The following is a 24,101-nucleotide window of genomic DNA, read 5'->3' as shown; positions in this document are numbered from 1 at the left end:
GTTGCAGTTGCTTGTTCTTGCTCCGGTTGAGAGGTCTAAACTGCGACAGGCTTTCTCAGCAACGGACGTACACGCTCCAGCGCAGCCTCCGCCGTCAGGCCATACTTTGCGTGTAGGGCCTCGGGCTTACCGTGCTCGATGAACTCGTCCGGCCAGCCCACCCGAATTACCGGGACATCGATCGCCTGCGCATTCAGGCTCTCCAGCACCGCCGAGCCGAAGCCACCGGCGAGCACATGGTCTTCCATCGTGACCACCAGTCCGCAGCGTCTTCCATAGCGCGCAATGCACTCGCCATCGACCGGCTTGGCGAAGCGGGCGTTGATCACCGCAACGCTCTGGCCTTCAGATTCCAGCAGTTTCGCCAGCCGATCGGCCTCTGCCACCATCGCACCCAGGGCAAAGATCGCAACATCCGACCCGTCCTGCAGCACCTCGGCTTTGCCGATCTCCAGCGCCACCGGTTGAACCTTTACGACCGTACCGGGCCCCGTCCCACGCGGATAGCGGATGGCGCTTGGACCGTCATGGTGCAGCGCCGTGTACATCATGTCCTGCAGCTCGTCCTCGTCCTTCGGGTCCATGTGGACGATGTTGGGCACACCGCGCAGGTAGCTGATATCGAACAATCCGTGGTGTGTGGGACCGTCATCGCCGCTCAACCCACCACGGTCCATACAGAAGACAACCGGGAGATTCTGCAGCGCTACGTCATGCACGATCTGGTCGAACGCGCGCTGCAAAAACGTCGAATAGATCGCGCAGAACGGCCGGTAGCCCTTGGTCGCCATGCCCGCCGCGAACAACACCGCGTGCTCTTCGGCGATGCCGACATCGAAGTAGCGTTTGGGATGGTGCGGACGGAAGAGGTCGAGTGCCGTGCCGTTAGGCATCGCCGCCGTGATTGCGACGACCTTGTCATCCATGTCCGCGAGCTTGGTCAGGGTCTCGGCAAAGATCTCCGAATAGGTCTTCTGCGCTGCCGGCTTGGTCTCGCCCGTCTCAGGGTCGAAGGGCCCCAGGCCATGAAATTTCTTCTGTTTCTCGAGCGCAGGCTGGAACCCGCGACCTTTCTGGGTAAGCGCGTGCAGTACAACGGGCTTGTTCTGCCGCTTGAGGAACTTGAACGTCTCGATCAGCAGGGGCAGGTTATGGCCATCGAGCGGGCCGTAGTAGCTCAGGCCAAACTCCTCGAAGATCATGCCGCGCCCGACGATGCCCTTGGCCGCCTCTTCGGCCTTGCGTGCGATGTGCCGGGCAGCTTTACCACCGAATTTTTCGACCAGTCCAGCCGCACGGTCGTGGATGTTGACGTACGTCGGATTCGTGGCGATCTTGTGGAAATACTCGGCAATGGCGCCAACGTTCTTGTCGATCGACCACTCGTTGTCGTTCAGAACAATAATCAGCCGCTTGGTCTGAGCGGCCATATTGTTCAGGGCCTCAAAGCTGATGCCGTTGGTAAACGCGGCATCGCCCGCCAGGGCAACGACGTGCTCGCTGCCGCCACTCATGTCGCGCGCCACAGCCATACCCAGAGCCGCGCTCAGCGCCGTTCCGGCATGTCCTGCGCCAAAGCTGTCGTGCTCGCTCTCCGTCCGCAGCATAAAGCCGTTCAGACCGCCGGGCTGGCGGATTGTCTCGAAACGGTCCTCGCGCCCAGTCAGCAGCTTGTGGACATAACTCTGATGGCTGACATCGAAGACGAAGCTGTCCCGTGGGGTATCGAAGACGTAGTGCATGGCGATGGTCAGCTCGACCACCCCTAGATTTGGACCGATATGTCCGCCGGTTTTAGCTACACCGAGGATAAGCCGCTCGCGAATCTCTTCTGCAAGCCGCTCCAGTTCTACCATCCCCAACCGTTTCACATCGGCCGGAGATTTAATTTTGCTTAAATGCTCGCTCATACCAAAACCCGTCATCGGGCCGCGCGGCTACAACCCGCCGCAAGAAGGCCTAGCTATCCAGTGTATCAACCGGAGGAGCGTACTCGCCGGGATGGTAACGTCAACGCCGCTTCAAGCACCTGTAAAAGCGCTCACGCAGAGGGCGCGGAGGGAAAACGCCAAGGACGCCACGGCTTCCGTGGCGTCCTTGGCTTACTTGGCGCGCTTTGCGTCAAGGCTGTTGCAGTTGCTCGTTCTCGCCTACAGCTTGGGCAACACAATCCCCTGCTGCCGCTGATACTTGCCGTTGCGGTCGCCGTAGCTGACCTCGCAGACCTCGTCGCTCTGGAAGAACAGGATCTGGCACAGGCCTTCGTTGGCATAGATCTTTGCCGGCAGAGGCGTCGTGTTGGAGATCTCGAGGGTTACAAACCCCTCCCACTCCGGCTCAAACGGCGTTACGTTCACGATGATGCCGCAGCGGGCATATGTGCTCTTGCCGACACAGATCGTGAGCACATCGCGCGGGATGCGAAAGTATTCAATCGAACGCGCCAGCGCAAACGAGTTGGGCGGAACGATCACGCTCGGCGCCTGCACGGTGACAAACGAACGCTCATCGAAGTTCTTGGGGTCGATGATGGCGCTGTTGACATTGGTAAAAATCTTGAACTCGTCGGAGACACGCAGGTCATAGCCGTACGAAGACAACCCATAGGAGATGACGCCGTCGCGCACCTGCTTCTCGCTGAAGGGCTCGATCATCTTATTTTCGACCGCCTGCCGGCGAATCCATTTATCGCTCTTGATTGCCATCGTGCTCCTTGAATAACGCCCTGAATGCACAGACCCGCAACAGATGCTAGTCTGGCCTTTTCTATCCTGTTGCATTGAGCCTAGAGCATTTCACCGGTTCCTGTGACCTCGATACAACTCCGGTTTCCATTTTCTTGAGGAAAACGGCAGACACACTTTTTACTTCGGCCTACAACCTATCCGTGGAAATGCTCCATCTCAAGCTCTTGTGCGGCGTTGACAATCGAAATAGCCCTTTCTACCATCGGAGACGGGCGTACATCGGGACCGCACACGGTGCCCAGAATCTGTGTTCGGGAAAAAGAAAGGCGACCCTGATTGATTAAGCAAGACCTCATTCAGCGCGTAGTAGAACGCACAGGTCTTCCGCGTACCAAGGCGGAAGCGGCCGTAGACGCCATCTTCGAGGCGATGAAGAATGCCCTCGGGGACAGCGATCGCATCGAATTACGGGGCTTTGGCGTGTTCACCGTAAAACCCCGCAAGACCGGTGTGGGACGTAACCCCCGTACAGGCGCCGAGGTTTCCATCACGCCTGGAAAGGCTGTCCGCTTCAAGCCGGGGAAAGAACTTCACCTGCTGGACTAAATTCCAGATGCAATCTTCGCGACAATTCGGGTGCCCCATCTTCGGCGCGCGTTCTTTGCGCGGCTAAGATGGGCATCGGGCGAGTGCCCGACCGCTCCTGCTTATTTTCATATAGCCACAACCGTAAAATCGATCGCATAACATTCGGCCTCAGTCGCTACGGAAGCACCGCGTACATCGGTGGTTTCTGATTTGGCATGTCGCAGGAGCGGTCGCCCTTCGGGCGATGCCCACCTTAGCGACGATGAAGCCGTCGCGAAGATGGGGCACCCGGATCGTTGGCGCCTACCTACATCAGGTGCATGGCATCGACATCGACCACGATGGATCGGCGTGGAATCTCTTCGCGATCCACAACTCCCAGCATCTCGCGGAGTGCCGGCCCCAGCACATCGCGGCGATCGGCCTTGAGCACGAAGTGATAGCGGTAGATTCGCTTGAGCCGCGATAATGGCGCTGCAGCAGGCCCGAGAACACGGACACCCACTAATTTTCGCTGCTCAAACCATCTCCCCAGCCGCGACGACCAGTCCAGCACCTCTTCCAGCCGTTCGCTCTGCACCATCACGTTGGCCAGCACGCTGAACGGCGGATAACGCATGCCGCGGCGGAAGTACATCTCTCGCGCCGCAAAGCCGGTGTAATCGTGCTCGCGCGCAAACTTATTTACATAGTGGTCGGGCTGGTAGGTCTGCACCAGCACCTTGCCGGGGAGCTCACCCCGTCCGGCGCGTCCGCTGACCTGCGTGATGAGTTGGAAGACACGCTCGGCGGCACGAAAGTCCGGCAATCCCAGCGCAAAGTCCGCACCAACGACGCCGACCAGCGTGACCCCATGAATGTCATGCCCCTTGGCGATCATCTGCGTGCCCACCAGCAGGTTGATCTCGCCGGAGTGCAGCCGAGTGAGGAGCCGCTCCATGTCGCCGCGTGTGCGCACCGTATCGCGGTCCATGCGGCCGATACGAGCGCCCGGAAAGAGCTCCTGCAGCCGCTCCTCGCCCTGCTGCGAGCCCGCGCCGAGGTAGTACAGGTGCTCGCTCGCGCACTTCGGACAGGCCTTCGGGACGCCGCGCCGGAAGCCGCAGTAGTGGCACTCCAACCGCTGCCCCACCCGGGCCTCGCCGTTCAGGTCCTGCTCGTTGCCGGGCTTGTGATAGGTCAGTGAGATGGCACAGTTCTCGCACTCGATCTTTTCGCCGCAGCTTCGGCACATCACCACAAAGCTGTAGCCGCGCCGGTTGAGGAGAATGATCGCCTGCTCGCCGCGATCGAGGGTGGCCTGGGTCTCGGCGATGAGCCTGCGCGAGAACATCTGCTCCTGGCCGGTCTCGCGGAACTCCTCGCGCATGTCGATCATCTCGACGGCGGGCAGGGGCCGCGATTGCACGCGTTCGCGCATCTCGACCCTGACGTAACGCCCACGCTCAGCGTTGTTCCAGCTTTCGAGCGAGGGCGTCGCCGAGCCCAGCACGACGGTGCAGCCGAGCAGCTTGGCCCGCATCACGGCGACGTCGCGACCGTGATAACGCGGGGTCTCCTCCTGCTTGTAGCTGCCGTCGTGCTCTTCGTCGACGAGGATCAGCCCAAGATCCGGCATCGGCGCAAAGACTGCAGAACGCGTGCCGACGACGACTCGCGCCTCTCCACGGCGTATGCGATGCCATTGTTCGGCGCGCTCGTCCGGCGTAAGCTGCGAGTGCAGCAAGGCAACCTCACCGGCAAACGCCGCCACCATCTGGGCCGCGATCCCCGGCGTGAGCCCGATCTCCGGCACCAGCAGGAGCGCGCTCTTCCCTGCTGCGAGCGCGCGCTGCATTGCGGCCACATAGACTGCGGTCTTGCCTGAGCCGGTGATGCCGTACAGCAGATGCGGACGAAAGCCGCCCTTCTCCATGGCTGCAACGAGCGTGCCCAGGGCCTCGGTCTGCGCCTCGTTCAGCGCGTGCTCATGCGCAAACTTCTTGCCGCCATGCCCCAGCCCGCTTACATGAAACGCCTGCGCCGTCTCTTCCAGGCGCACGAGCCCACGCTTGACCAACGTCGCAAGCGAGGAGTCAGGGACGCCTCGTGCGCCAAGCCGTGCGCGCAGTTCGCGGACCAACTCGCGTCCACCACAGCCCGCAAGCTCCGCCATCACGGCTAATTGATTCTCATTCAGCTTCGGCAGCCGTTTTCCTGCGGTCGGGTCTTCGCTCTTCTCGGTCTCCTGCTCGCTGTCTCCTGCTTCCTGGAGTACAGCCACCATCTCTACTCGGCGTGCATCGCGTACTTCGGCCAGCGGCTCGCGAACCAGCCAGCGCTTCTTCGCCATGGCATCAAGGAGCGCTTTATTCGCGCCTGTCGCGCTGCGAATCGTCCCTGTCTTTACCGCCTCAGCCGCTTCGAGATAGTTGAGCACCGCATACTCGCGGTTCTGGTCCTCGACGCTCAGCTTCGAGCGCCGCGACGAACCTTTGGCCGCGCCTTCGTACAGCACCCGCCTGCCCTGCTCGCCGATGCGGTATACCCACTGCCGCCGCACCTCAGCCGTAAGCGGCAGCATGCCGCGCAGCACGTCGCCCAGCGGGGCGCAGTAGTACTGAGCGATCCACTTACCAAGCTGCATCAGTTCGTCGGAGAGGAGCGCCGATTCATCGAGTACGCGTGCGATGGCCTTGACTTCAACTTCTGGGGCAGGACGTACATCATGCAGCGCAACGACAACACCGCTGAGCTGCTGCCCACCAAACGACACCAGCACGCGCCCACCAACAACAGGCTCGGCACCCGGCGTCACGCTGTACGTGAATGCTCGATCGAGCGGAACTGGCAACGCGACATCGGCGAAGAGAGACACTGTACCTACTAGGATATTCGTCACACCGGCTGTGGCCCTATGTTCCAAGGCTACAGTTTTGGCATAGCTGATCAGATACGACGATAGAGCAATTCCCGTATAGGTGTAGAGCGAGCCACAGATCTATACGCTGTTTTTCCCCAAGAAAACAGCACTCGCAGGGATTCTCCACTTCACATCCATACGGGAATTGCTCTAGCAGTGGGTTTTACACAAGTACTCAGAGCGCTTCGACCAACTTGCCCACCAACTCCTCCACCTGCTCCGCGCGGCATACGCCCTGCGCGCGCTCCGCTGACCCGCCGCCGCGTGCGCCCGCTGCACCCAATACCTCGCGGAGAATTTTGCCGCAATCGACCATGGAGCCGGCGGGCCGTGCCAGCGCAATCGCCCCTTCTGATCCATTTATTGCACCTGCCACCGCTGTGCGACCGAAGCCTGTGGCCCTTGCGGCAACCTGCTTCGCAAATTCCATATCCTTGCCTACAAACACCGCACGTATCACAGCACCCTCAATAGCCCCTGTAACCAAAGCCACGGCTTCGGCACACGCGAGCTCCTCGATGAGCCCGCGCCGCTCCTTTGTTGCAGCTTTCGCGTCTTCCAGTAGCGCTGTCACGCGTCCCGGCACATCGCCAGTACCGACGCTCAACGAACCAGCAACTCCGGTCAACAACTCGAAATCTCTGCGCGCCGCACGAACAGCACGCAGGCCGCAGACAAACTCCACTCGCCAGCCCTGACGCACTTTCTCTACACGCCGCAGCATCAGCCCGCCGATGGCGCCCGTCGAGGCCACATGCGTGCCTCCGCAAGCGTTGAACTCCACACCCTGCATCTCGACAATCCGCATCGGCCCTTCGCGCTCGGGCAGCTTGCGCAGGTCGCCATGCTCATACATCGCCACTGCAACATGCTGCGGAACCCAGCGAGGCGTCAGAACACGATCCTCAAAGATGAGGCGATTTGCCGCAGCTTCTACTCGTTGCAGCTCCTCCTCGGACAGCCGTTCCGCACCTTCGCGCAGCACCAGATCGATGCTCGAGGTCTCGGTTCCGAGATGAAACGAGACCGTCTTTGCATCCAGTTCGCTCAGGAACACCGCTGACAGCAGATGCTGTCCCGAGTGCTGCTGCGCATGGTCTATGCGCCTTGCGGCATCCACGCGGCCCGTGATCTCTGTGCCTTCGACCAGCGGCTTGCGGACGAAGTGCCACACCTCGCCTGCATCGTCTTCTTCGACGCGCTCGACGGGAACCTCCAGCGTCGCTCCACTGCGCGAGACCGCGACGAGCACGCCAGTATCCCACGGCTGGCCGCCACCCTCCGGGTAGAACGCCGTGCGATCCAGCGCAACCTGCCAGAGCTGTTGCTTCTCACCTGCCTCATTCTTCTCGTGCGAGTCCAGACGGATGTCCGTCACTGTCGCCGTAAATCCCAGCTCGGGCGAATCGTAATAGAGCCTCTCCGCAATATTTCCAGCCGACACTAGCGAGCCTCCAGCACGGCCTTTTGCAGGGCCTCTACCTCACGCTTGCTTCCGACGATGAGCGGCGTGCGCTGGTGAATCTGCTCCGGCTGCAACTCCAAAATCCGTTTTGGCCCGTTCACCGCTGCTCCACCGGCCTGCTCGGCGAGAAGGGCCAGTGGGTTCGCCTCATACAGCAGCCGCAGCTTGCCCTTCGGGGCCTTGTCGGTCGGCGGATAGAGGAACACGCCGCCCTTCAGCAGCGTGCGGTGGAAGTCTGCTACCAGGCTGCCGATGTAGCGTGCACTGTAGGCTTTGCCGTTGAGTTCGCCGCGCAACAGCATCGCCAGGTACTCGCGATAGGCCGCAGGCCAACTCGCTGCGTTGGCTTCGTTTGCAGAGTAGTACGGCCCCTGCTCCGGCATGTGCATCGACTCACTGCTGCGGACAAAATCGCCGTTATCGTCCAGCGTGAACGCCGCAACCCCCGCCCCCGTGGTCATCACCATTACGGTCGATGGCCCATAGACGACATAACCCGCCGCGACCTGCTTTGTTCCCGGTTGAAGGATCGAAGCCGTAACATCGAAGATCGTCGCGTCCGCAGTGCTGCTGCTGAGTTCCTGCACGCTGAAGATGGTGCCGGTATTCACGTTGACGTCGATGTTCGATGAGCCGTCCAACGGGTCGAAGATAACGATGTACTTCGCACCTGCGCGATAAAAAGGAATTGGCTCCTCGTTTTCCTCACTGACACACGCGATCACACTCGCTAGCTTGCCCAGCGAACGCAGCATCACGCCGTTGGCGAAGACATCGAGCTTCTGCTGCTGCTCGCCCTGCACATTTACAGCGCCGTACGCTCCGAGCACGTCGCTCAGGCCAGCCAGCCGGATCTTCTTCCCAATCTCGCGAGCTGCCGCCGCAATTCCTCCAAACACCTCGCGTAGCTCCGGGCTTGCGCCCTCCGCCACATGCTGCTCTACCGTTACCTTGGTCGCCATCTCGTCTCCACTACATTCTCGAATCAAGCCCGAACATAGCACCGTGACCCTAGCCTCGCCAACCCACACTCCCGCTAATCGCACCGGTAGCCAGCAAGCATTGCCCGGATTTTCGACCTACAATTCTGCCATGGTCTCTCGCCGCCGATTTCTGCTCACCGCCGCTGCCACAGCGCCAACACTCGCGCTCCACGCCCAGCAAAAACCTGCCCCACAGCCCTGCGAACCCTCGTTACCCGCGCCTATTCTGGCGCTCGCTGACCGCCGTAAAGACATCGTCCCCATCACCGTCGACGAGCGGAACTCGCGGCTGGACCTGGCCCGCGACCTGATGAAACAGAATGGTCTGAACGCCATCCTCATCACCACCGGAGCCTCGCTCCAGTACTACACGGGGACGCGCTGGGGGCAGTCGGAACGGCTCTTCGCCTATGTCATTCCGCAGGCCGCCGCGCCATTCGTCATCTGCCCGCACCTGGAGCGTGACCGCCTCAACGAGGCGCAGCGCAACTTTCCGGAGCACGATACGACGCTGAGCTATCTCTGGCAGGAAAATCAAGACCCGTACGCTACCCTGCAGCATGCGCTGGCCGATAGCTCCGTCGCGACGGGGACGCTGGGGATTGAGGAGCACACTCAGTTCGCCTTCACAAACGCCATCGCCCATGCCTGCCCGGCGCTTAAGCTGGTCTCCGCAACGCCGGTCACCGCAGGTTGCCGTTCGCTGAAATCGCCTGCGGAGCTTGCCCTGTTGCGCCTGGCTAATAGCATCACCTTCGATGTCTACAGGGCCGTGTATCTTTCATGCGGCCCCGGAGACACCAACCACCGCTTCTCCGATCTCATCACCAAAGCCTACGAGCGCTGCGGCGTGCAGGGCGATGCCTCTTGCCAGACCGGCACGAACACCGCTGTACCGCACGGCCTCGGAACACCACAGACCATTCACGAGCACGAGATGGTGCTTATCGACGACGGCTGCACCGTCGACGGCTACACCTCGGACATTTCGCGCAGCTTTGTCTACGGCACGCCGACCGATCTACAGCGCACTGTCTTCGACATCGTCCACCGCGCGCAGGCTGCAGCGCTCGCGGCGGCCCGGCCGGGCGTCGAGGCGCAATCCGTAGACGCAGCGGCTCGCAAGGTCATCATCGATGCGGGCTATGGCCCCGGATACGACTCCTTCACTCACCGCGTCGGCCACGGCATTGGGCTGGACATGCACGAGTGGCCCTACCTCGTCGGCGGCAATACCCAGAAGCTGGCTGCCACCATGGTCTTCTCCGATGAGCCGGGAATTTATCTGCAAGGTAAGTTCGGCGTTCGCCTTGAAGATGACATGCACATCACTGAGAATGGCGCGGAGTTGTTCACGCCCCAGAGTCCCAGTCTGGAGCATCCGTTCGACAAGGCATAGCCTCCATCGGCATCAGGGGGCTATGCCCCACTGATACCTTCCGTGAGGATGAAACGGTAGTCTCCGCCCTGGAAGCGGTGTTTGCTCGCTTCCTGATACTCCGGGCTGTGATACCAGGCCTTCGCGTCTTCGTAGCTGGAAAATTCGAGAATAAGAATATTTTCCGCCGCGGGTCCTTCCAATACTTCCTGACGGCCCTCGCGAGCGCGAAAGATAACCGGGTGATCCTTGAAACTGGGAGAAGCCAGTTTCTTATACTGATCCAACTGAGTTTGATCTCGAGTCTTTTCGCGGGTGATTACGATATAAGCGGGCATTTTTCTCCATAAGCGGGCATTTTTCTCCCATGAATAGTTACCTACTCATGCTCTAGTTGTAGACCTGCCTTCAGCAGGCCAGAACGAAGTTGAGAGTCTTAAAAACTCCCACTACTCGAATGGTAAAAGTATCCACCTGACAACGCTATGTCAGGAGATTTTAGGCCCTTTCAATACCGTAGCGAGCGTAAAATAGAAGTAGGAGATTGCCATGGTCGCCGCTCAAGTGGTACCCGTTCCCGCAGTCGCAGCCTTCGATGAATCCAAACGAAATGACCGTCAACAAGCTGTCGACTCTGTGCTCGGAACAATGGCTGCAGAAGGTGAACTGCCGTCCGGCGAAACGATTGGGTTAATGCAGAAGTTCGTCGAAGGGCATGTGAGCATGCACGAACTGGTAGAAACCATCTTCGCTAACGCTCGCAAATAGCCAATGAAGCCGCAGTTGGTAGACTCGCAATTCGATGAACAACACGGCATTCTAAAGAACAAGCTTGGAGCTATCGATCCGGCCGAATTGACCCGCAAAGCGTCCGAATATGCCACCGGGCGTCTAATGTTGCTTTACGAGAAACCAGTCGCTGGCAAGTTCGACATTCCCCATCTCCGCGCGATCCATCGTTACATCTTTCAAGACATCTTCCCCTGGGCAGGCGACTTCCGTGAAGTCACGACTTCACGGACCAACTCTTTCGGATTTCCGCCACCGCAGTTCATCATCCCTTCGCTCGAAACGATCTTCAATGCGTTGCGTACCGAGAGCCATCTCAAACAGTTAGATCCTGACCGTTTTGCTCTCCGTGCAGGCCATTATCTAGGGGAGATCAACGCCGTTCATGCCTTCCGCGAGGGCAATGGCCGGGCTCAAAGAGAGTTCATACGAACGCTCGCGCTCACTGCGGGTCATCGCCTGGTATGGACCGGACTCGAGCCGGAAGAAAATAATCACGCCTCGCGCATCAGCTATGCAGCAGGAGACAGCTCAGCCCTCGCCGCACTCATCCGCAAACGGCTTCTTTAAAAGAGAAGGCCGCGATTCTCTCGCGGCCCTGACTCCTTCTTCGCGATCAGCCTTACTTCGGCAACACCAACAATTCAATCCCGCTCGCTGCATCTGCCTGATGAAACACCGTCTCGGTGGCTTTCTTGAAGTCTTCGGGCTTGGCCTTGGCGATGTCCACAAACGTCTGCGGATTGCGGTCCACCAGTGGGAACCAGGAGCTCTGCACCTGCACCATGATGCGGTGCCCCTTCAGGAACGTGTGGTTCACATCCTGCATGGTGAACTCGACGTCCGTCACCTTGCCTGGAGCCAGAGGCTCGGGCTTTTCCCACGAGTTGCGGAACTTGGCGCGCATTGGCTCGCCGCGCACCATCATCTCGTAGCCCTGCAGAAACACCGGCGGAGCTGCTGTGACATGTTTGCCCTCATTCGCCTCTTCGTCTGGGTCTTTGTAGTCGTTTGGGTACACGTCGATCAGCTTCACGACGAAGTCCGAGTCTGTGCCGGTGGATGCAATCTTCAGCTTCGGCTTCACCGGGCCGGCTACGGTTACATCCTCCGTCAGCGGCTCGGTCTCATACACCAGCACGTCCGGCCGACGCGCTGCAAAACGCTGATCGTCGTCCATGTAGCGCTGCGGAATGTCGTCGGTGGTGTACTCGGTAAACGGCACCGGATGCGCCGGATCGCTTACATACTCATCCTTGCTGTCGCGAGCCTTCGGAGCGGTCCAGGCAAGGCCGCCGCCGGGCTGGAAGTAGATCGTCTTCGCCTCTGCCTGCTTGGGAGGCCACGCATCGTACTTCTTCCATACGTTGCTTCCGGTCTCGAATACATAGGCCTTGGGCAGCGGGGTCCAGTCCGCATCCTTCAGATAGTGCGCGAAGAACGGAGCCTCTATGTTCTCGCGATAGAACGCCGACGCCTCTGAGCCGAAGTGGATGTCTCCCAGCGATGAACCTGGACCGCGTGCCCATCCGCCATGCACCCAGGGGCCTTCGACCAGAGTGTTCGCAGCCGCCTCAGGGCTCAGCTTGTCGATCGCATGAAAGACCTTTACCGGTCCCGCCAAATCCTCAGCGTCAAACCAGCCGCCGACCGCCATCACAGCGGTCTTTACGCCGTGCATGTGGGGTGCGAGATTGCGCGCCTGCCAGTAGCCGTCGTAGGTCGTGTGCACGATCTGGTCGTGGAAGTACTCGTTCGTCCCACCCTTAGGGGTGTCGAGGTTTGCCAGCGTACCCATACCCAGGTAGTAGGCGTACATATCCTTCATGCCGAAGTCGAAGTCGTTCTTCGGCTCGACCTTCAAAGGGTTCTTCTGGGGGCCAAAGAATGGCGCGTAGAACGAGTGGTTGCCATCCAGCATGAAGGCCCCACCGTGGTACGCATCGTCGCCCATCCAAAGGTCGATGATCGGAGCCTGCGGGCTCGCAGCCTTGATCGCCGGATGGCTGTCCACAATGCTCGCTGCCGTATAGAACCCCGGATAGCTGATGCCCTGTATGCCCACTTTGCCATTGTTGGCGGGGACGTTCTTCAGTAGCCAGTCGACCGTGTCATACATGTCGGTCGATTCGTCGATGCCTTTGCCGTCCTTCGACGGCGTCATCTCGACCCACGTTCCTTCGCTCTCCCAGCGACCGCGCACATCCTGGCAGACGAGGATGTACCCGCTATGGATAAGAGTGACATTGTTCGTCACACGCGGCTGCAAAATGGAATTGTCGTAGTTACCGCAGCTATACGGCGTGCGCGACATCATGAATGGATAGGGTCCGGCATCGCTGAACTGCCCCGCAACCGGCGTGTAGACCACGGTGTAGAGCTTTGCCCCATCGCGCATCGCAACACGGTACTCGTGTTTGGTGTAGTGAGTCTTCACAAACTCGATCAGGTCGTGCATCTGCTGCTGCGGAGAAGGCGGAGGAGCAGGAGTCGGCGCTGGCGTCTGCGTCTGCGTCTGCGCGGAAGCCATTGTCAACGATCCCAGGAAAACACCGGCCATCATGGCCGACTTCAAGACAACACGCATCACACTCTCCTAATAAAAACTTTTCGATGAAAGCACTCGCTCCACGCATTCTGCCATACTGCTGCCATGAGGCGCTTTCGTGGAGTACTGCCTGCCGCAATGCTGCTGAGTCTGACTGCGGCGGCCCAAAGCCCGCAAAATACCGTGCCCTACACGCTACACGTGTACACCGACCTCGTCCAGATTCCCACACTTGTGCTCGGCCCTTCGCGGGAGACATTGCCCCTGATCGACGCACAGAAATTCAACATAAGCCTGGACTCCGGCCCCTTGTTCCGACCTACACATGTTCGGCTCGAGGGCGATGATCCCATCACGCTCGCCATTCTGCTCGATGTAAGCATTGATCAAAAAAGTCTTCCGCCAACCCTAAGCAAAGACATTGCCAACCTTGTGCCTGGTTCTCTACACCCCAAAGACCATGTTTCCATCTATGCCCTGGATTGCAATCTCATCCGCTCGGCCGATGACATTCCGGCAGATGCCGGAGAGATCGAACACAGCATCAATGCTGTCCTCCAATCGCCTAAACCACATGGAAAGAACATGCACTCGACATGCGAAGACTCCGTACAGTTATGGGGTGCTCTGGGAGAGATTGCCCGCCAGCTCTCCAGCCTGCCTGGCCGCCGCGTCATCCTGACCATCAGCAGTGGTTACGACGGCGGGGGCGGATTGAAATGGGCAGAACTCAAACGCTTCGCGACCAGCGAAAGCGTAGCCATCTCTGGCTTAAGCATTCCATCTTACGATGCCACCCTCCGGAATAAATTCGCCGGGAGCGAGAATCCTTTCAACATCATCTGCCAGCAAACCGGTGGATTAATCCTGCAACTCCACGGAAAAGAGCTCTCGCAAGCACTCAACAGATTCGTCGACCTGGTGCGTGGCCGCTATATTCTCGAGTTCCCCCGACCGGCCAATGCTACGGGCGGAGAGCACAATATCGCGGTAACTCTGGACAAAACAAAGGCGTTCATCCGGCCTTCGGGTATTTCCATTCCTTTGCCCGACCCTGCGATCCGCACCGATCCCACGACCGTGCCTTCCGACCCCTCGCGCGCGCCCCAGATGGGCAAACGTCGAGCGCTGACACCGCAGTGACGGTCTGTTTACGAGTGACGTGTCTTTGTTCTAATTGTGCAGCAGCTCCAACTCAGGCACACGCGTCTTCCCCGCCAGCCGCATTACCAACCGCTCTAGAACCAGGCGTTTATCCGCAGGGCTCGAGCGCAGTTCCAGATCCGCCTTCGCAATCAGCCGCAACCCGCGCGTGAGTTCGCCACGGTCACGATATCGCCGGGCCTGAGCGATCAACGCATCGGCGGCAAACGGCGCGACGCGGAACCCAGGCCACAACACCTGCCACATCGCGCGCTGGTCTTTGACCTGTTTCTCGTTCAGCACCAGCATTTGCCGAAACGTCTTGGCCAACGTAAAGATGTGCCCAATAGCCGCATCCTCGCCGCCATCGGAGGCATTCAGCAGACCATGCAGCAACGCCAACGCCCGCGGGGCGTCCTTCAGGCTGATCGCGTCGGTCAACTCATAAAGACTGCGCTGTTTGGCGGCCGCAACCATCGTCTCTACATCGGCAACGTCGATGGCCTCATCGCCGCGTGTGCCCGCGTACAGCATCAGTTTTTCCAGCTCACTCTGAATGGTGAGCATCTCCGCGCCGAGGGCATCGACAAGCTCGCGCGCGGCGTCCTCCTGAAAACGAACACCCTTGGCCTCGGCCTGGCGCATCACCCAGCGCACCGCATCGTCTTCGCTCACCCGCTGCAGCTCCACCACGCCGCAGGCATCGCCCAACGTCTCGCGAATCCGTTCCGCCCGCTCCTTGTCCTGCATGTCCATCTTGCGCAGATCCTGCGGCAGCTTGATGTGGTCGGCCACAAAGATCAGCAGCGCCTGCGGATTCGGGCGGCGGAAGTACTCGTCGATGGCCGCAAACTCATCCTTCTTCTGTCCGCGGCCATACAGCGTCTTTATGTTGCGCAAAAACAGCACCTGGAACGGGGCCATCAGCGACGGCGTCTGCGCCAGATCGAGCGCTTCGAAGATCGACGTCTCCGCTAAGTCGAGATCGTGCAGGCAGAAGTCACGCAAGTCACCCGGCACCAATGACTGAAGGATGCCGCGGCGGCATATCTCATACAAAAACGACTCGTCGCCAAGCAGCACATAGCCCGGCCTTCGGGCGTCACCACTCACTTCCGCAACCAGCCGCTCCGCAGCAGCGAAACTGCGCAGGGCCGAGACAGCGGCGCTCATCGGAACGACTCCAACATATCGCTCACCAGGGCCTCCGAGAAGTCATGCGCCATGCGCCGCACGGCCGCACCGTCCTCCTGCACAAAGCCGCTGAGGTCCTGCGTCGACTGGTACTGCTCATGCCATCCGAAGGCATCGTTCTTGTAAAGCACCGTGCCGTCATGCGCAACCAATTGAACCCGCACCGTCACGGTAACAAGATAGCTCGACGTCTGCCCACTCGAAGCGTCATAGGTCAGCGGCGCAACTGTCTCGCTCACGACCGTGCCGCGCAGGATCGCATCTGCGGACGCCTCGCCGCCGCTGGAGGTCAGCACACGATACTGTGTGCGGGTGTTCAACTCACGTACCACCGCCTGAGTAAACACCGTCTCCGTGCGAAACGCCTGTACCTTCGACTGAAAGATCGGGACAGCAAGCGTACGCACGTTCGCGGGAATGTGCGTCGCGGAGCCGACGCCGTGATAGCCACAACCAGTCACCAATAAGAGGAAGCACAGACAGAACGCACGCATCTCCTCAATGATAGCGCCTGACTGTGACGGGACCTGTGGTTAGAGCTCTTGACAGCGATTCAACTCTGTCTTTGCCCTTCCTGACCTATTCCTGCTTCACGTCGACAAAGTACAGATCGGTCGCAACCTTGAAGTCGTCCCTGGACCCTGTCCACGGCATCGTCTTCCACTCCTTCGTCGCCGGCGTCACAAGCATCCAGTGCGACGGATCGCCCACCTTGATAGGTATCGCAAATCCCTCTTCGTCGGCCTTCCAGCGATAGCTCATGGTGCTCTTCGCGGCGTCGAAATGCAGCTCCAACACCGGCAGCGCCGCATGGCGCAGATATTCATCGAAGAACGGTGTCAGATTCAACCCCGTACGCTCGTTCCACCAACGGACGACATCTTCCGTCATGATGTTCTGATACTTGAAGCGCTGATAAAAGTCATGGATATCAGCAAACCACTTCGCGTCGTCGTCGATGACGCTGCGCAGCGTGTTGATCATCAGAGCGCCCTTGAAGTACTGGTCCTGCGGCGGCTCCGCATTCGTTCCGCGCGGCGTGATGATCGGCCGCTCGTTGTGCACCTTCGGCTTCAGTCCGTTCACGTAGCGCAGCGCGTCTGCCTTGCCCCAGCGATACTCGACGTACAGGACTTCCATGTAGGTCGTCCAGCCTTCGTGAATCCACATGTCTGAAGGATCGGCGGCTGTGATCGAGTTCCCGAACCACTCGTGCCCGCTCTCGTGAATAATGATGAAGTCGAATTTCGGGCTGATGCCTACGCCTGTCCAGTCGCGGCCATAGTAGCCATTCTCAAAGTGATTGCCATAGGCCACCGCCGACTGGTGCTCCATGCCCGCATACGGCACCTCGATCAGTTTGTATCCATCCTTGTCGAAGGGATACTCGCCAAAGTAGTGCTCATACGCATCGAGCATCTGCGGCACCTGCGAGAACTGCGCCTTCGCCTTGTCTAAATCCTCAGGCAGAGCGTAGTAGTCCAGCGTCGTCTCGCCGTGCTTGCCTGAGAAGTGCTGATACTCTCCGATATTCAGCGCCACGTCGTAGTTGTTGATCGGATAGTGCACCAGCCACTTCCACTGCGTGTAGCCGTCACCCAGGTCCTTACTGCTCACGAACCGGCCATTCGACACATCCATCAACCCGTTCGGCACGGCGACGTCGATCTCCATGCCGTCCTGGGGCTCATCCCGCCACTGATCCTTGTTGGGCCACCAGACGCTCGCGCCCTCTCCCTCACAGGCAGTCGTAATCCACGGTTTGCCCTCCTTGTCCTTGTCGAAGGAGAAGCATCCAAAGCGCCCCTGCGTAACCGGCTTGCCGGAGTATGCAAACGCAATCTCATACACCTGGCCTTTGTGCAGCGTCTCCGGAAAGTCGATCCAGACCGTCCGCTCTTCGCGGATGTACTGCAGAGTCTTTTCCCCGAGCTTGATGCTGTCGATGGTGAGCTGAGGCGTCAGTTCAAGCTGGATTCGCTTGCCGTCGGCGAGCATGCGAAAGCGCACGGTATTCGTCCCGGCAATAGACTTCGCCTCAGGGTCGACACGCACATCCAAGTGATAGAAGAGCAGGTCATTGTTCGCACGGTATGGCCCATAGGCGCCTCGCAGCAGGTCGTCTTTGGTCGGAGGTTTCAACACATCCTGCTGCGCGCCGTGCCCAGCGGTCGCGCCGGGCGTCGTTGTCACGCTCTGGGCCGATGGCTGAGCTGCCGTTGTTTGAGCTTGTACGCGGCCAACGGCCATCACCAGAAAAACAGCACCCAGAACCGAACACTTCTTCATGGGATTAGCCTATCGCACCATTCGTAGAGATTTACGATACGATTCCCTGCATAGCGCAACACGGGGGCACGACCGCCATGACCTTCACTCCCTCAACCATCGCCGCACTGATCGTCGCCATCAGCTTTGCCGCCGGACTGAATGTCTATGCCACCGTCGCCACGCTGGGCATCCTCGCGCATTTTCACTGGGTCGTGTTGCCGTCAGGCCTGCACGCCCTGACAAACCCGTGGATCATCGGCGTCTCGGCTCTGCTCTTTGTTGTCGAGTTCTTCGCCGACAAAATTCCCGCCTTCGATCTCGTCTGGAACGCCGCCCAAACCTTCGTCCGAGTCCCTGTCGCAACGCTGGTCGCCTACAAAGCAGCTTCGCAGCTCTCACCGGAGATGCAGTTGCTTGCCACCGCTGCCGCCGCAATCATCGCCGCCATCGCGCACACCTCCAAGACCGCAGCTCGTACCCTCGTTACTGCCAGCCCCGAGCCTGTGTCTAATATCGCGCTTTCTACCACCGAAGACGCTGCTGCTATCGGTCTCACCTGGGTGGCGACGCATCACCCCTATACCGGCGGCGCAATCGCCGCAGCCTGTGTCCTTCTACTGATCTTCAGTTTTCGTTGGATCATCCTTCGGCTACGACGCGTGTGGGAACGCAGGCCGGATTGGCTGCGTGCCCATCCCAGTGAGCCTACGGTCGTTTAGAGCGATACCAGGGAAGCTTATACCTAACTTTGTTCTATCTTCGTAGCACCACAAAATCGTCATCCTGAGCGAAGTCGAAGGACCCCGAAACCCTATACGTTGCCGATACCCATTGCACCTTTTCCACTCCGAACACTCCTTACCTAAGATCCTCATTTGAAAAGGCTTGAACAGTATGGGCAAGACTAGTCTTTCAGGGTCCTTCGACTTCGCTCAGGATGACAATTTTGTGGTGACATGAAAAATAAATTGGGTATAGCGACCGTGATTCTGCACTAGTGGAGACAAAAAGAGAGGCGGCCCATAGGCCGCCTCGTCTCAGTAACCCTGCAAAAACTACGCCGTGGTCGGTAGTCCCTCGTTGAAGCCGGTCTTGCGGCCATTGTCAGGTTTCGACACCTTCTGCGTGTCGCCATCGCCATCTGCAAACGCCAGTGACGACTTGACCGGACCGAGTTCCTTGCCTTGAATCAGCAACTGAATCTCGGCTGCATCCAGCGTCTCACGCTCCAGCAGGGCGGCAGCCATGCGGTGCATCACGTCCTGGTTGTCCTCAAGGATCTGGTGCGCCGACTTGTAACCATCGTCTACCAGGGAACGAACAGCCTTGTCGATCTGGTTTGCCGTGTCGTCCGAGTAGTCCCGTGCCTGCGCGATCTCGCGGCCCAGGAAGATCTGCTCTTCCTTCTTGCCGTAGGTCAGCGGCCCAAGCTCGCTCATGCCGTACTCGCACACCATCTTGCGGGCGAGTTCCGTAGCGCGAACAATGTCGTTGCCCGCTCCGGTGGTCATGCGGTTCATGAAGATCTCTTCCGCGCAGCGTCCGCCCATAAGGATGGCAAGCTGCGTGTTCAGATAATCCTTGGTAACCGTGTGCTTATCTTCCTCGGGCAGGTGCATCGTTACACCCAGCGCCATGCCGCGCGGAATGATCGTCACCTTGTGCAGCGGATCCGAGTGGTCACGCTTGGCAGCCACGAGCACGTGACCGGCCTCATGGTATGCCGTGTCGCGCTTGTCGTCTTCGCTCAACAGCATCGACTTGCGCTCCGCGCCCATCAACACCTTGTCCTTGGCAACCTCAAAGTCGTACATGTGCACGGCCTTGCGATTGAAGCGGGCAGCCGTCAGTGCAGCCTCGTTCACCATATTGGCGAGATCGGCGCCACTGAAGCCCGGTGTTCCACGTGCCAGAATGCCGAGATTCACATCCTCGGATAGAGGAACCTTCTTCGAGTGAACGCGCAATACCTCTTCGCGTCCGCGAATGTCAGGACGGTCGACGATCACGCGGCGATCGAAACGGCCCGGACGCAACAGCGCCGGATCGAGAACGTCAGGCCGGTTGGTCGCGGCAATCAGAATCACACCGTCGTTCGACTCAAAGCCGTCCATTTCAACGAGGAGCTGGTTCAGGGTCTGCTCGCGCTCATCGTGTCCGCCGCCGAGACCTGCACCGCGGTGCCGCCCTACAGCGTCGATTTCGTCGATGAAGATGATGCACGGAGCATTCTTCTTACCCTGCTCGAAGAGGTCGCGCACGCGACTCGCACCGACGCCGACGAACATCTCCACAAAGTCCGAACCGGAGATCGAGAAGAACGGGACGTTCGCCTCACCAGCCACAGCGCGAGCCAGCAGGGTCTTGCCGGTACCCGGAGGTCCGACCATCAGCACGCCCTTGGGAATGCGTCCACCGAGCCGCTGGAACTTCTGCGCCTCGCGCAGGAACTCGATAATCTCCTTCAGCTCTTCCTTCGCCTCATCCACACCGGCGACGTCCTTGAAGGTGATCTTCTTCTGCTGCATGGAGAGCAGACGAGCGCGGTTCTTGCCAAAGCTCAATGCCTTGTTTCCACCCGACTGCATCTGCCGCATCATGAACAGCAGGAACAGCGCAATCGCGGCGATCGGCGCAATCTGGAACAGGATTGTCAGCCAGACCCCACCGGTCGGGTCCTTCTGGATGATATTCACTCCGTGGTCCTGGAGGACATCATAGAGATGTGGGTAGTTTTGGGGAATCGTTGTGTGGAACGTCTCTTTGCCGTCCTTGTACTTGCCCGTGACCTCACGGTCGGCCATAGTGACTTCCGAGATCTTGCCGGCACTGGCATCGTTCAGCAGATCCGTCATACTGATCGACTTATCGTGGCCTGCCCCCATCGTGGTCGCGACATAACGCCACCCCACCAAGATGCAGGCAACTGCAAAGACCCATATCAACAATTGTTTGACTGTCGAATTCAATCCGCTTCCTCGTTTCCTGTTCCACAACAACGCATTTGCTTTGCCTCTTTGTCGAACCTAATTACTCTCGACCGCGTGGCCAGCGAACCGTCGCCAGTTCTATTAGACGTCACGGAGAAAGATAGGGTGCAACTTAGTGGCGCCGCCCACGGCCCCATCGTCATGGAACTCTGGGGTAAATTCTACTCTTTCTGCGGCTTCTGGCGTGCAAATTCCGTCGTTTGGCGCAAACGGTCATTGCTTCCACAGCCGCAGCTCACGAGCCGAGCGCTCCGCACGCAGGCCGGCGCGCAGCTCCAGACGGCTCCCAATCTTGCCGAGAATGCCTGCGTAACCGCCAAAACCGGCTAGAGCGAGAAGTTTGGCGGTCTCTTCAAAACTCAACCGCGAACCCAGCGACCTGGCCGCTGCCCGAACGACTCGCCGCCGCAGCCCTGCGTCCATCGTCTTTAGCCGCTCGATCTCCAGAGCACAAGCTGCTTCACCGACAGCGGTACTCACCGCACGCCCACCGCCGCGAACCGGTTTTCCGGGTAACACCACCTGCGGCAGCAAACGCCGCAGCTCCGTCTCCCAGTGTGCCTCCTCGTCTCGAGCAATCGCGGCCATGTTGGCCAGCAGCTCATCGATACATGGATTGAAACCGCGCAGCGCGGGCATCAACTCATGACGCACACGGTTGCGGGTAAGCTCTAGGTCGCGATTGCTGGAATCTGTACGCCACCCCTGCCCCCGTGCCTGTAAAAACGCCTCCACCTCTGCCCTCCGGACCCCCAAAAGCGGTCTCACCACCCGGCCAGCGACTGTTTCCTGTTTCCTGTTTCCTGTTTCCTGCACTACCGGTGAAATGCCGCCATTGCGGGAGTTACTACTAAGTTTTCCCGTCAGATTTCCTGCCAGCTCTGGCGAAATGCCGCCGAGTCCTTCCGTCCAGGCTCCCCGCAGCAGCTTCATCATCACGGTCTCGGCCTGATCGTCGAGTGTGTGCGCGGTCGCGATGGCATCGACGCGTCCCTCGGCCAAAAGCCCGCGCAACGCCTCATACCGCAGCTCTCGGGCAGCCTCCTCCAGGCCCTCACGCTCGGCTGCCTGCCGCGCTGCCGTATCGACATGAAACACCGTCAGCGGAACGGCCAGCCGCTCGCAAAGCTCGCGCACAAACGCTTCGTCAGCATCCGCCTCCGCGCCACGCAGGCCGTGATGCACGTGCGCCGCGCTCAGCACCACGCCGAGCGGCTCTTTCGCCGCATTGGCTTCCGCCATCGCCAGCAGCAGCGCCGTCGAGTCCGCACCACCGGAGACAGCGGCACATACCCGGTCACCCGCACGAAAGAGCGATCGATCGATTAATAAACCTGGAACCTTCTCCGCCATCGCTCCCATCATAAGGTCGAACGATTGTTTAGCATGAACTATGCCGAACCTGCGCTACGCCACCATCGACGATGCTGCACTCATCGCAGCCCACCGCCACAGCATGTTTCAGGACAATAACTTCGCCAGCGAAGACCGTTTCGCCGAGATGGACGCAACGTTCGAACCGTGGGTTCGCGAACGCCTCGCCGACGGTCGCTATATCGGCCTGCTGCTTGAAGAAGACGGCCGCATATTAGCCGGTGCCGGCATCTTCCTTCAGGATTTTCCGCCGCACTGGATGGACATCCAGCCCACACGCGCTTATCTGCTCAACTTCTACACCGCCCCCGAGGCCCGTGGCCGCGGTTTCGCCAACCAGCTGCTCAAGCTCTCGGTGGAAGGGTGCCGCACCCGCGGTATCGGCGTAGTTACGCTACACGCCTCACCCTTTGGCCGCCCCATCTATGAAAAATTCGGATTCGAAGCTTCTACCGAGATGATGCTGCGATTCGCAGAGTAGGATGCTCCCGGCTATGTTGCTAAGGTACGAAAGGTGCCACTGAATTGAAACCCTTGCTCATGCACGCGATATGGCTAATGCTGCCGGCGGTAGCATTTCCGCAACGCGGCACAGAGTCAGCATCACCACGATATGCATACGTGACTGACTGCTTTGGCACGCTCTCAAAACTCGACCTCGTTGAAGGGCGCATGCTCTCCAGAGTGGAGTTGCAACGGAAAACCAAGTTGGTGCCCGCAAGTGGTGACGTTTCTCAGAGCACTATTGATGGCTGCGCGGTCTATGGTGGGGCCTATGCGCGTAGAACAAACCTGTTGTACATGCTTGCACCGGCAACTGGAAGCTACCAGCCCAGCGGCAGACGCTTCCGGCTACTTTGGTTCCATTTGCCTGAAGTGACGCTGCAAGGCTCAGCGGACTTGCCGGGCACCGTACAAGAGCAGGACGAACCCGCACTGGAAGTCACAATGAAAGAAGATGACGGGGTTCTGGTACACGCTGGACAATGGTTGCTTTTATCAGGCAAACAGCTTGCTAAGACGTCTGCACCCGCATCTACGACACCTCCGCATGTCCAACAGCAGGCAGATGGCTTTTGGCAGGTGGATATCTCGGGCTATCGCACAAGAAGCCTGAAGGCGAGTGTGAGCCTAACAGCAGAATTGCTGCAGCAGTCTGGGAATACATCACTGTTGTGGATGCCGGGGAAATCGGCGGTAGTACTCTCCTCACCAACGACGATTGAGGGAATCGATCCAGGCTTCCCGACCACGGAAGACAGCGTACAACTCACCCCAGGTGGAAAGACTGTAGTCGCACAGGAATCAAATCCAGTCGGCAGCATTGGACTTCACGTCACCAAATCCCGTCTTGCGTTGCTCAGCGTGGAGGATGGGCATGTACTTCGGGCATGGAATCAGCCCGGGCTGGCAAAGAGCAACCTGATCGCTGTGAGCCCCGGAGGAATTGTCATCTTGTTGTGCCATAGTCATTTCCTCTTCGTCAACAGTAACCAGCGCTTTCCGGATGCGCCAGTGCGGACCTCCCCTTATGGTGAAGTCGCTCGCATGTTCACCGCCTTCGCAGACAGGTAGAACTATCTTATTTCGCCCAACCGACGAGCCTCCGCGGAGGAGTGCCGAACCCGCGGCATAAACGTAGTTGCGCTCCACGCCTCACCCATTGACCGCCCCATCTAAGAAAAGTTCGGATTCGAGGCCTCCACCGAGATGATGCTGCGATTCGAGACCAACTAAGAAGCAGTCCAGCGGGAAGCTGTTGCTTCTGTCTGTTCGCTGTTTCCTGTTT

General features: G+C 59.3%; 20 protein-coding genes. 8 read left to right on the top strand and 12 right to left on the bottom strand.

Annotation, left to right across the window (positions count from 1 at the left end; genetic code table 11):
- Positions 1 to 35: 35 nt before the first annotated feature.
- The gene (dxs, locus tag GSQ91_RS04880) at positions 36 to 1,910 is read right to left on the bottom strand and encodes a 1-deoxy-D-xylulose-5-phosphate synthase (RefSeq protein ID WP_158820144.1); all 1,875 of its coding nucleotides are present in this window, start codon (positions 1,908 to 1,910) and stop codon (positions 36 to 38) included.
- A 240-nt stretch (positions 1,911 to 2,150) separates the two neighbouring features.
- Positions 2,151 to 2,705 (bottom strand): dCTP deaminase, encoded by a 555-nt coding sequence (gene dcd, locus GSQ91_RS04875; protein ID WP_158820143.1) that lies wholly within the window; start codon positions 2,703 to 2,705, stop codon positions 2,151 to 2,153.
- 318 nt (positions 2,706 to 3,023) lie between these two features.
- On the opposite strand from dcd, the gene GSQ91_RS04870 reads away from it, so the two are divergent.
- Positions 3,024 to 3,293 carry an HU family DNA-binding protein gene (locus GSQ91_RS04870; protein WP_158820142.1) on the top strand — a complete coding sequence of 90 codons (270 nt, stop codon included), beginning with the start codon at positions 3,024 to 3,026 and terminating at the stop codon, positions 3,291 to 3,293.
- A 289-nt stretch (positions 3,294 to 3,582) separates the two neighbouring features.
- Here the strand turns inward: GSQ91_RS04870 and priA are convergent, their stop codons facing one another.
- The 3 genes from priA to fbp form a co-directional block, all read right to left on the bottom strand.
- Positions 3,583 to 6,132 carry a primosomal protein N' gene (gene priA / locus GSQ91_RS04865; RefSeq protein ID WP_158820141.1) on the bottom strand — a complete coding sequence of 850 codons (2,550 nt, stop codon included), beginning with the start codon at positions 6,130 to 6,132 and terminating at the stop codon, positions 3,583 to 3,585.
- Between the two features lie 220 nt (positions 6,133 to 6,352).
- A complete protein-coding gene (locus GSQ91_RS04860) occupies positions 6,353 to 7,621 on the bottom strand; it encodes an alanyl-tRNA editing protein (protein ID WP_158820140.1) in 1,269 nt (422 codons plus the stop codon).
- A complete protein-coding gene (gene fbp / locus GSQ91_RS04855; RefSeq protein ID WP_158820139.1) occupies positions 7,621 to 8,604 on the bottom strand; it encodes a class 1 fructose-bisphosphatase in 984 nt (327 codons plus the stop codon). Before fbp ends, GSQ91_RS04860 begins: the two co-directional genes overlap by 1 nt.
- A 43-nt stretch (positions 8,605 to 8,647) precedes the next feature.
- Between fbp and GSQ91_RS04850 the strand changes: the two genes are divergently transcribed.
- On the top strand, positions 8,648 to 10,024 hold the full coding sequence (locus GSQ91_RS04850) for a Xaa-Pro peptidase family protein (protein ID WP_254064363.1): 1,377 nt from the start codon (positions 8,648 to 8,650) through the stop codon (positions 10,022 to 10,024).
- A gap of 20 nt (positions 10,025 to 10,044) precedes the next feature.
- Here GSQ91_RS04850 and GSQ91_RS04845 read toward each other — a convergent pair whose 3' ends face one another.
- Complete coding sequence (locus GSQ91_RS04845; RefSeq protein ID WP_158820138.1) at positions 10,045 to 10,341, bottom strand: DUF1330 domain-containing protein; 297 nt, start codon at positions 10,339 to 10,341, stop codon at positions 10,045 to 10,047.
- Positions 10,342 to 10,552: 211 nt separating this feature from the next.
- On the opposite strand from GSQ91_RS04845, the gene GSQ91_RS04840 reads away from it, so the two are divergent.
- Complete coding sequence (locus tag GSQ91_RS04840) at positions 10,553 to 10,771, top strand: antitoxin VbhA family protein (RefSeq protein ID WP_158820137.1); 219 nt, start codon at positions 10,553 to 10,555, stop codon at positions 10,769 to 10,771.
- 3 nt (positions 10,772 to 10,774) lie between these two features.
- Entirely contained in the window at positions 10,775 to 11,362 is a 588-nt protein-coding gene (locus GSQ91_RS04835) for a Fic family protein (protein ID WP_158820136.1), read from the top strand.
- Between the two features lie 52 nt (positions 11,363 to 11,414).
- Here GSQ91_RS04835 and GSQ91_RS04830 read toward each other — a convergent pair whose 3' ends face one another.
- Positions 11,415 to 13,379, bottom strand: a complete 1,965-nt coding sequence (locus GSQ91_RS04830; RefSeq protein ID WP_158820135.1) for a CocE/NonD family hydrolase — start codon at positions 13,377 to 13,379, stop codon at positions 11,415 to 11,417.
- Positions 13,380 to 13,478: 99 nt separating this feature from the next.
- Between GSQ91_RS04830 and GSQ91_RS04825 the strand changes: the two genes are divergently transcribed.
- The gene (locus tag GSQ91_RS04825) at positions 13,479 to 14,483 is read left to right on the top strand and encodes a hypothetical protein (RefSeq protein ID WP_158820134.1); all 1,005 of its coding nucleotides are present in this window, start codon (positions 13,479 to 13,481) and stop codon (positions 14,481 to 14,483) included.
- Positions 14,484 to 14,513: 30 nt separating this feature from the next.
- On the opposite strand, the gene holA is transcribed toward GSQ91_RS04825, so the two are convergent.
- The 3 genes from holA to GSQ91_RS04810 form a co-directional block, all read right to left on the bottom strand.
- Positions 14,514 to 15,656, bottom strand: a complete 1,143-nt coding sequence (gene holA, locus GSQ91_RS04820; protein ID WP_158820133.1) for a DNA polymerase III subunit delta — start codon at positions 15,654 to 15,656, stop codon at positions 14,514 to 14,516.
- A complete protein-coding gene (gene lptE / locus GSQ91_RS04815) occupies positions 15,653 to 16,171 on the bottom strand; it encodes an LptE family protein (protein WP_158820132.1) in 519 nt (172 codons plus the stop codon). The genes holA and lptE overlap by 4 nt, the downstream gene beginning before the upstream one ends.
- A gap of 85 nt (positions 16,172 to 16,256) precedes the next feature.
- Positions 16,257 to 17,966, bottom strand: a complete 1,710-nt coding sequence (locus GSQ91_RS04810) for a M1 family metallopeptidase (protein WP_158820131.1) — start codon at positions 17,964 to 17,966, stop codon at positions 16,257 to 16,259.
- A 77-nt stretch (positions 17,967 to 18,043) separates the two neighbouring features.
- Between GSQ91_RS04810 and GSQ91_RS04805 the strand changes: the two genes are divergently transcribed.
- A complete protein-coding gene (locus GSQ91_RS04805; RefSeq protein WP_158820130.1) occupies positions 18,044 to 18,667 on the top strand; it encodes a DUF4126 domain-containing protein in 624 nt (207 codons plus the stop codon).
- A 336-nt stretch (positions 18,668 to 19,003) separates the two neighbouring features.
- Here GSQ91_RS04805 and ftsH read toward each other — a convergent pair whose 3' ends face one another.
- Positions 19,004 to 20,917, bottom strand: coding sequence for an ATP-dependent zinc metalloprotease FtsH (ftsH, locus tag GSQ91_RS04800; RefSeq protein WP_158820129.1), 1,914 nt, complete (start codon positions 20,915 to 20,917; stop codon positions 19,004 to 19,006).
- Between the two features lie 234 nt (positions 20,918 to 21,151).
- On the bottom strand, positions 21,152 to 22,291 hold the full coding sequence (tilS, locus tag GSQ91_RS04795; protein WP_254064362.1) for a tRNA lysidine(34) synthetase TilS: 1,140 nt from the start codon (positions 22,289 to 22,291) through the stop codon (positions 21,152 to 21,154).
- 40 nt (positions 22,292 to 22,331) lie between these two features.
- Here tilS and GSQ91_RS04790 point away from each other — a divergent pair, with 40 nt between their 5' ends.
- Positions 22,332 to 22,793: a GNAT family N-acetyltransferase gene (locus tag GSQ91_RS04790; protein ID WP_158820128.1), complete on the top strand. Its 462-nt coding sequence runs from the start codon at positions 22,332 to 22,334 to the stop codon at positions 22,791 to 22,793.
- 140 nt (positions 22,794 to 22,933) lie between these two features.
- Positions 22,934 to 23,887, top strand: a complete 954-nt coding sequence (locus GSQ91_RS04785; protein ID WP_158820127.1) for a hypothetical protein — start codon at positions 22,934 to 22,936, stop codon at positions 23,885 to 23,887.
- Positions 23,888 to 24,101: the final 214 nt, after the last annotated feature.

The sequence above is a fragment of the Granulicella sp. S156 genome, from assembly GCF_009766105.1.
GTDB lineage: Bacteria > Acidobacteriota > Terriglobia > Terriglobales > Acidobacteriaceae > Granulicella.
The sequence above is the reverse complement of the archived record's forward strand: the minus strand, read 5'-3'. Positions and strand labels throughout refer to the sequence as shown.

What these genes read in the sequence shown, in the direction of transcription:
- tilS (WP_254064362.1), bottom strand. Translation starts at nt 22,291, where the DNA reads ATGGCGGAGAAGGTTCCAGGTTTATTAATCGATCGATCGCTCTTTCGT.
- lptE (WP_158820132.1), bottom strand. Translation starts at nt 16,171, where the DNA reads ATGCGTGCGTTCTGTCTGTGCTTCCTCTTATTGGTGACTGGTTGTGGC.
- GSQ91_RS04810 (WP_158820131.1), bottom strand. Translation starts at nt 17,966, where the DNA reads ATGAAGAAGTGTTCGGTTCTGGGTGCTGTTTTTCTGGTGATGGCCGTT.
- GSQ91_RS04840 (WP_158820137.1), top strand. Translation starts at nt 10,553, where the DNA reads ATGGTCGCCGCTCAAGTGGTACCCGTTCCCGCAGTCGCAGCCTTCGAT.
- holA (WP_158820133.1), bottom strand. Translation starts at nt 15,656, where the DNA reads ATGAGCGCCGCTGTCTCGGCCCTGCGCAGTTTCGCTGCTGCGGAGCGG.
- dcd (WP_158820143.1), bottom strand. Translation starts at nt 2,705, where the DNA reads ATGGCAATCAAGAGCGATAAATGGATTCGCCGGCAGGCGGTCGAAAAT.
- GSQ91_RS04825 (WP_158820134.1), top strand. Translation starts at nt 13,479, where the DNA reads ATGCTGCTGAGTCTGACTGCGGCGGCCCAAAGCCCGCAAAATACCGTG.
- GSQ91_RS04835 (WP_158820136.1), top strand. Translation starts at nt 10,775, where the DNA reads ATGAAGCCGCAGTTGGTAGACTCGCAATTCGATGAACAACACGGCATT.
- fbp (WP_158820139.1), bottom strand. Translation starts at nt 8,604, where the DNA reads ATGGCGACCAAGGTAACGGTAGAGCAGCATGTGGCGGAGGGCGCAAGC.
- GSQ91_RS04830 (WP_158820135.1), bottom strand. Translation starts at nt 13,379, where the DNA reads ATGCGTGTTGTCTTGAAGTCGGCCATGATGGCCGGTGTTTTCCTGGGA.
- GSQ91_RS04845 (WP_158820138.1), bottom strand. Translation starts at nt 10,341, where the DNA reads ATGCCCGCTTATATCGTAATCACCCGCGAAAAGACTCGAGATCAAACT.
- GSQ91_RS04805 (WP_158820130.1), top strand. Translation starts at nt 18,044, where the DNA reads ATGACCTTCACTCCCTCAACCATCGCCGCACTGATCGTCGCCATCAGC.
- dxs (WP_158820144.1), bottom strand. Translation starts at nt 1,910, where the DNA reads ATGAGCGAGCATTTAAGCAAAATTAAATCTCCGGCCGATGTGAAACGG.
- GSQ91_RS04790 (WP_158820128.1), top strand. Translation starts at nt 22,332, where the DNA reads ATGCCGAACCTGCGCTACGCCACCATCGACGATGCTGCACTCATCGCA.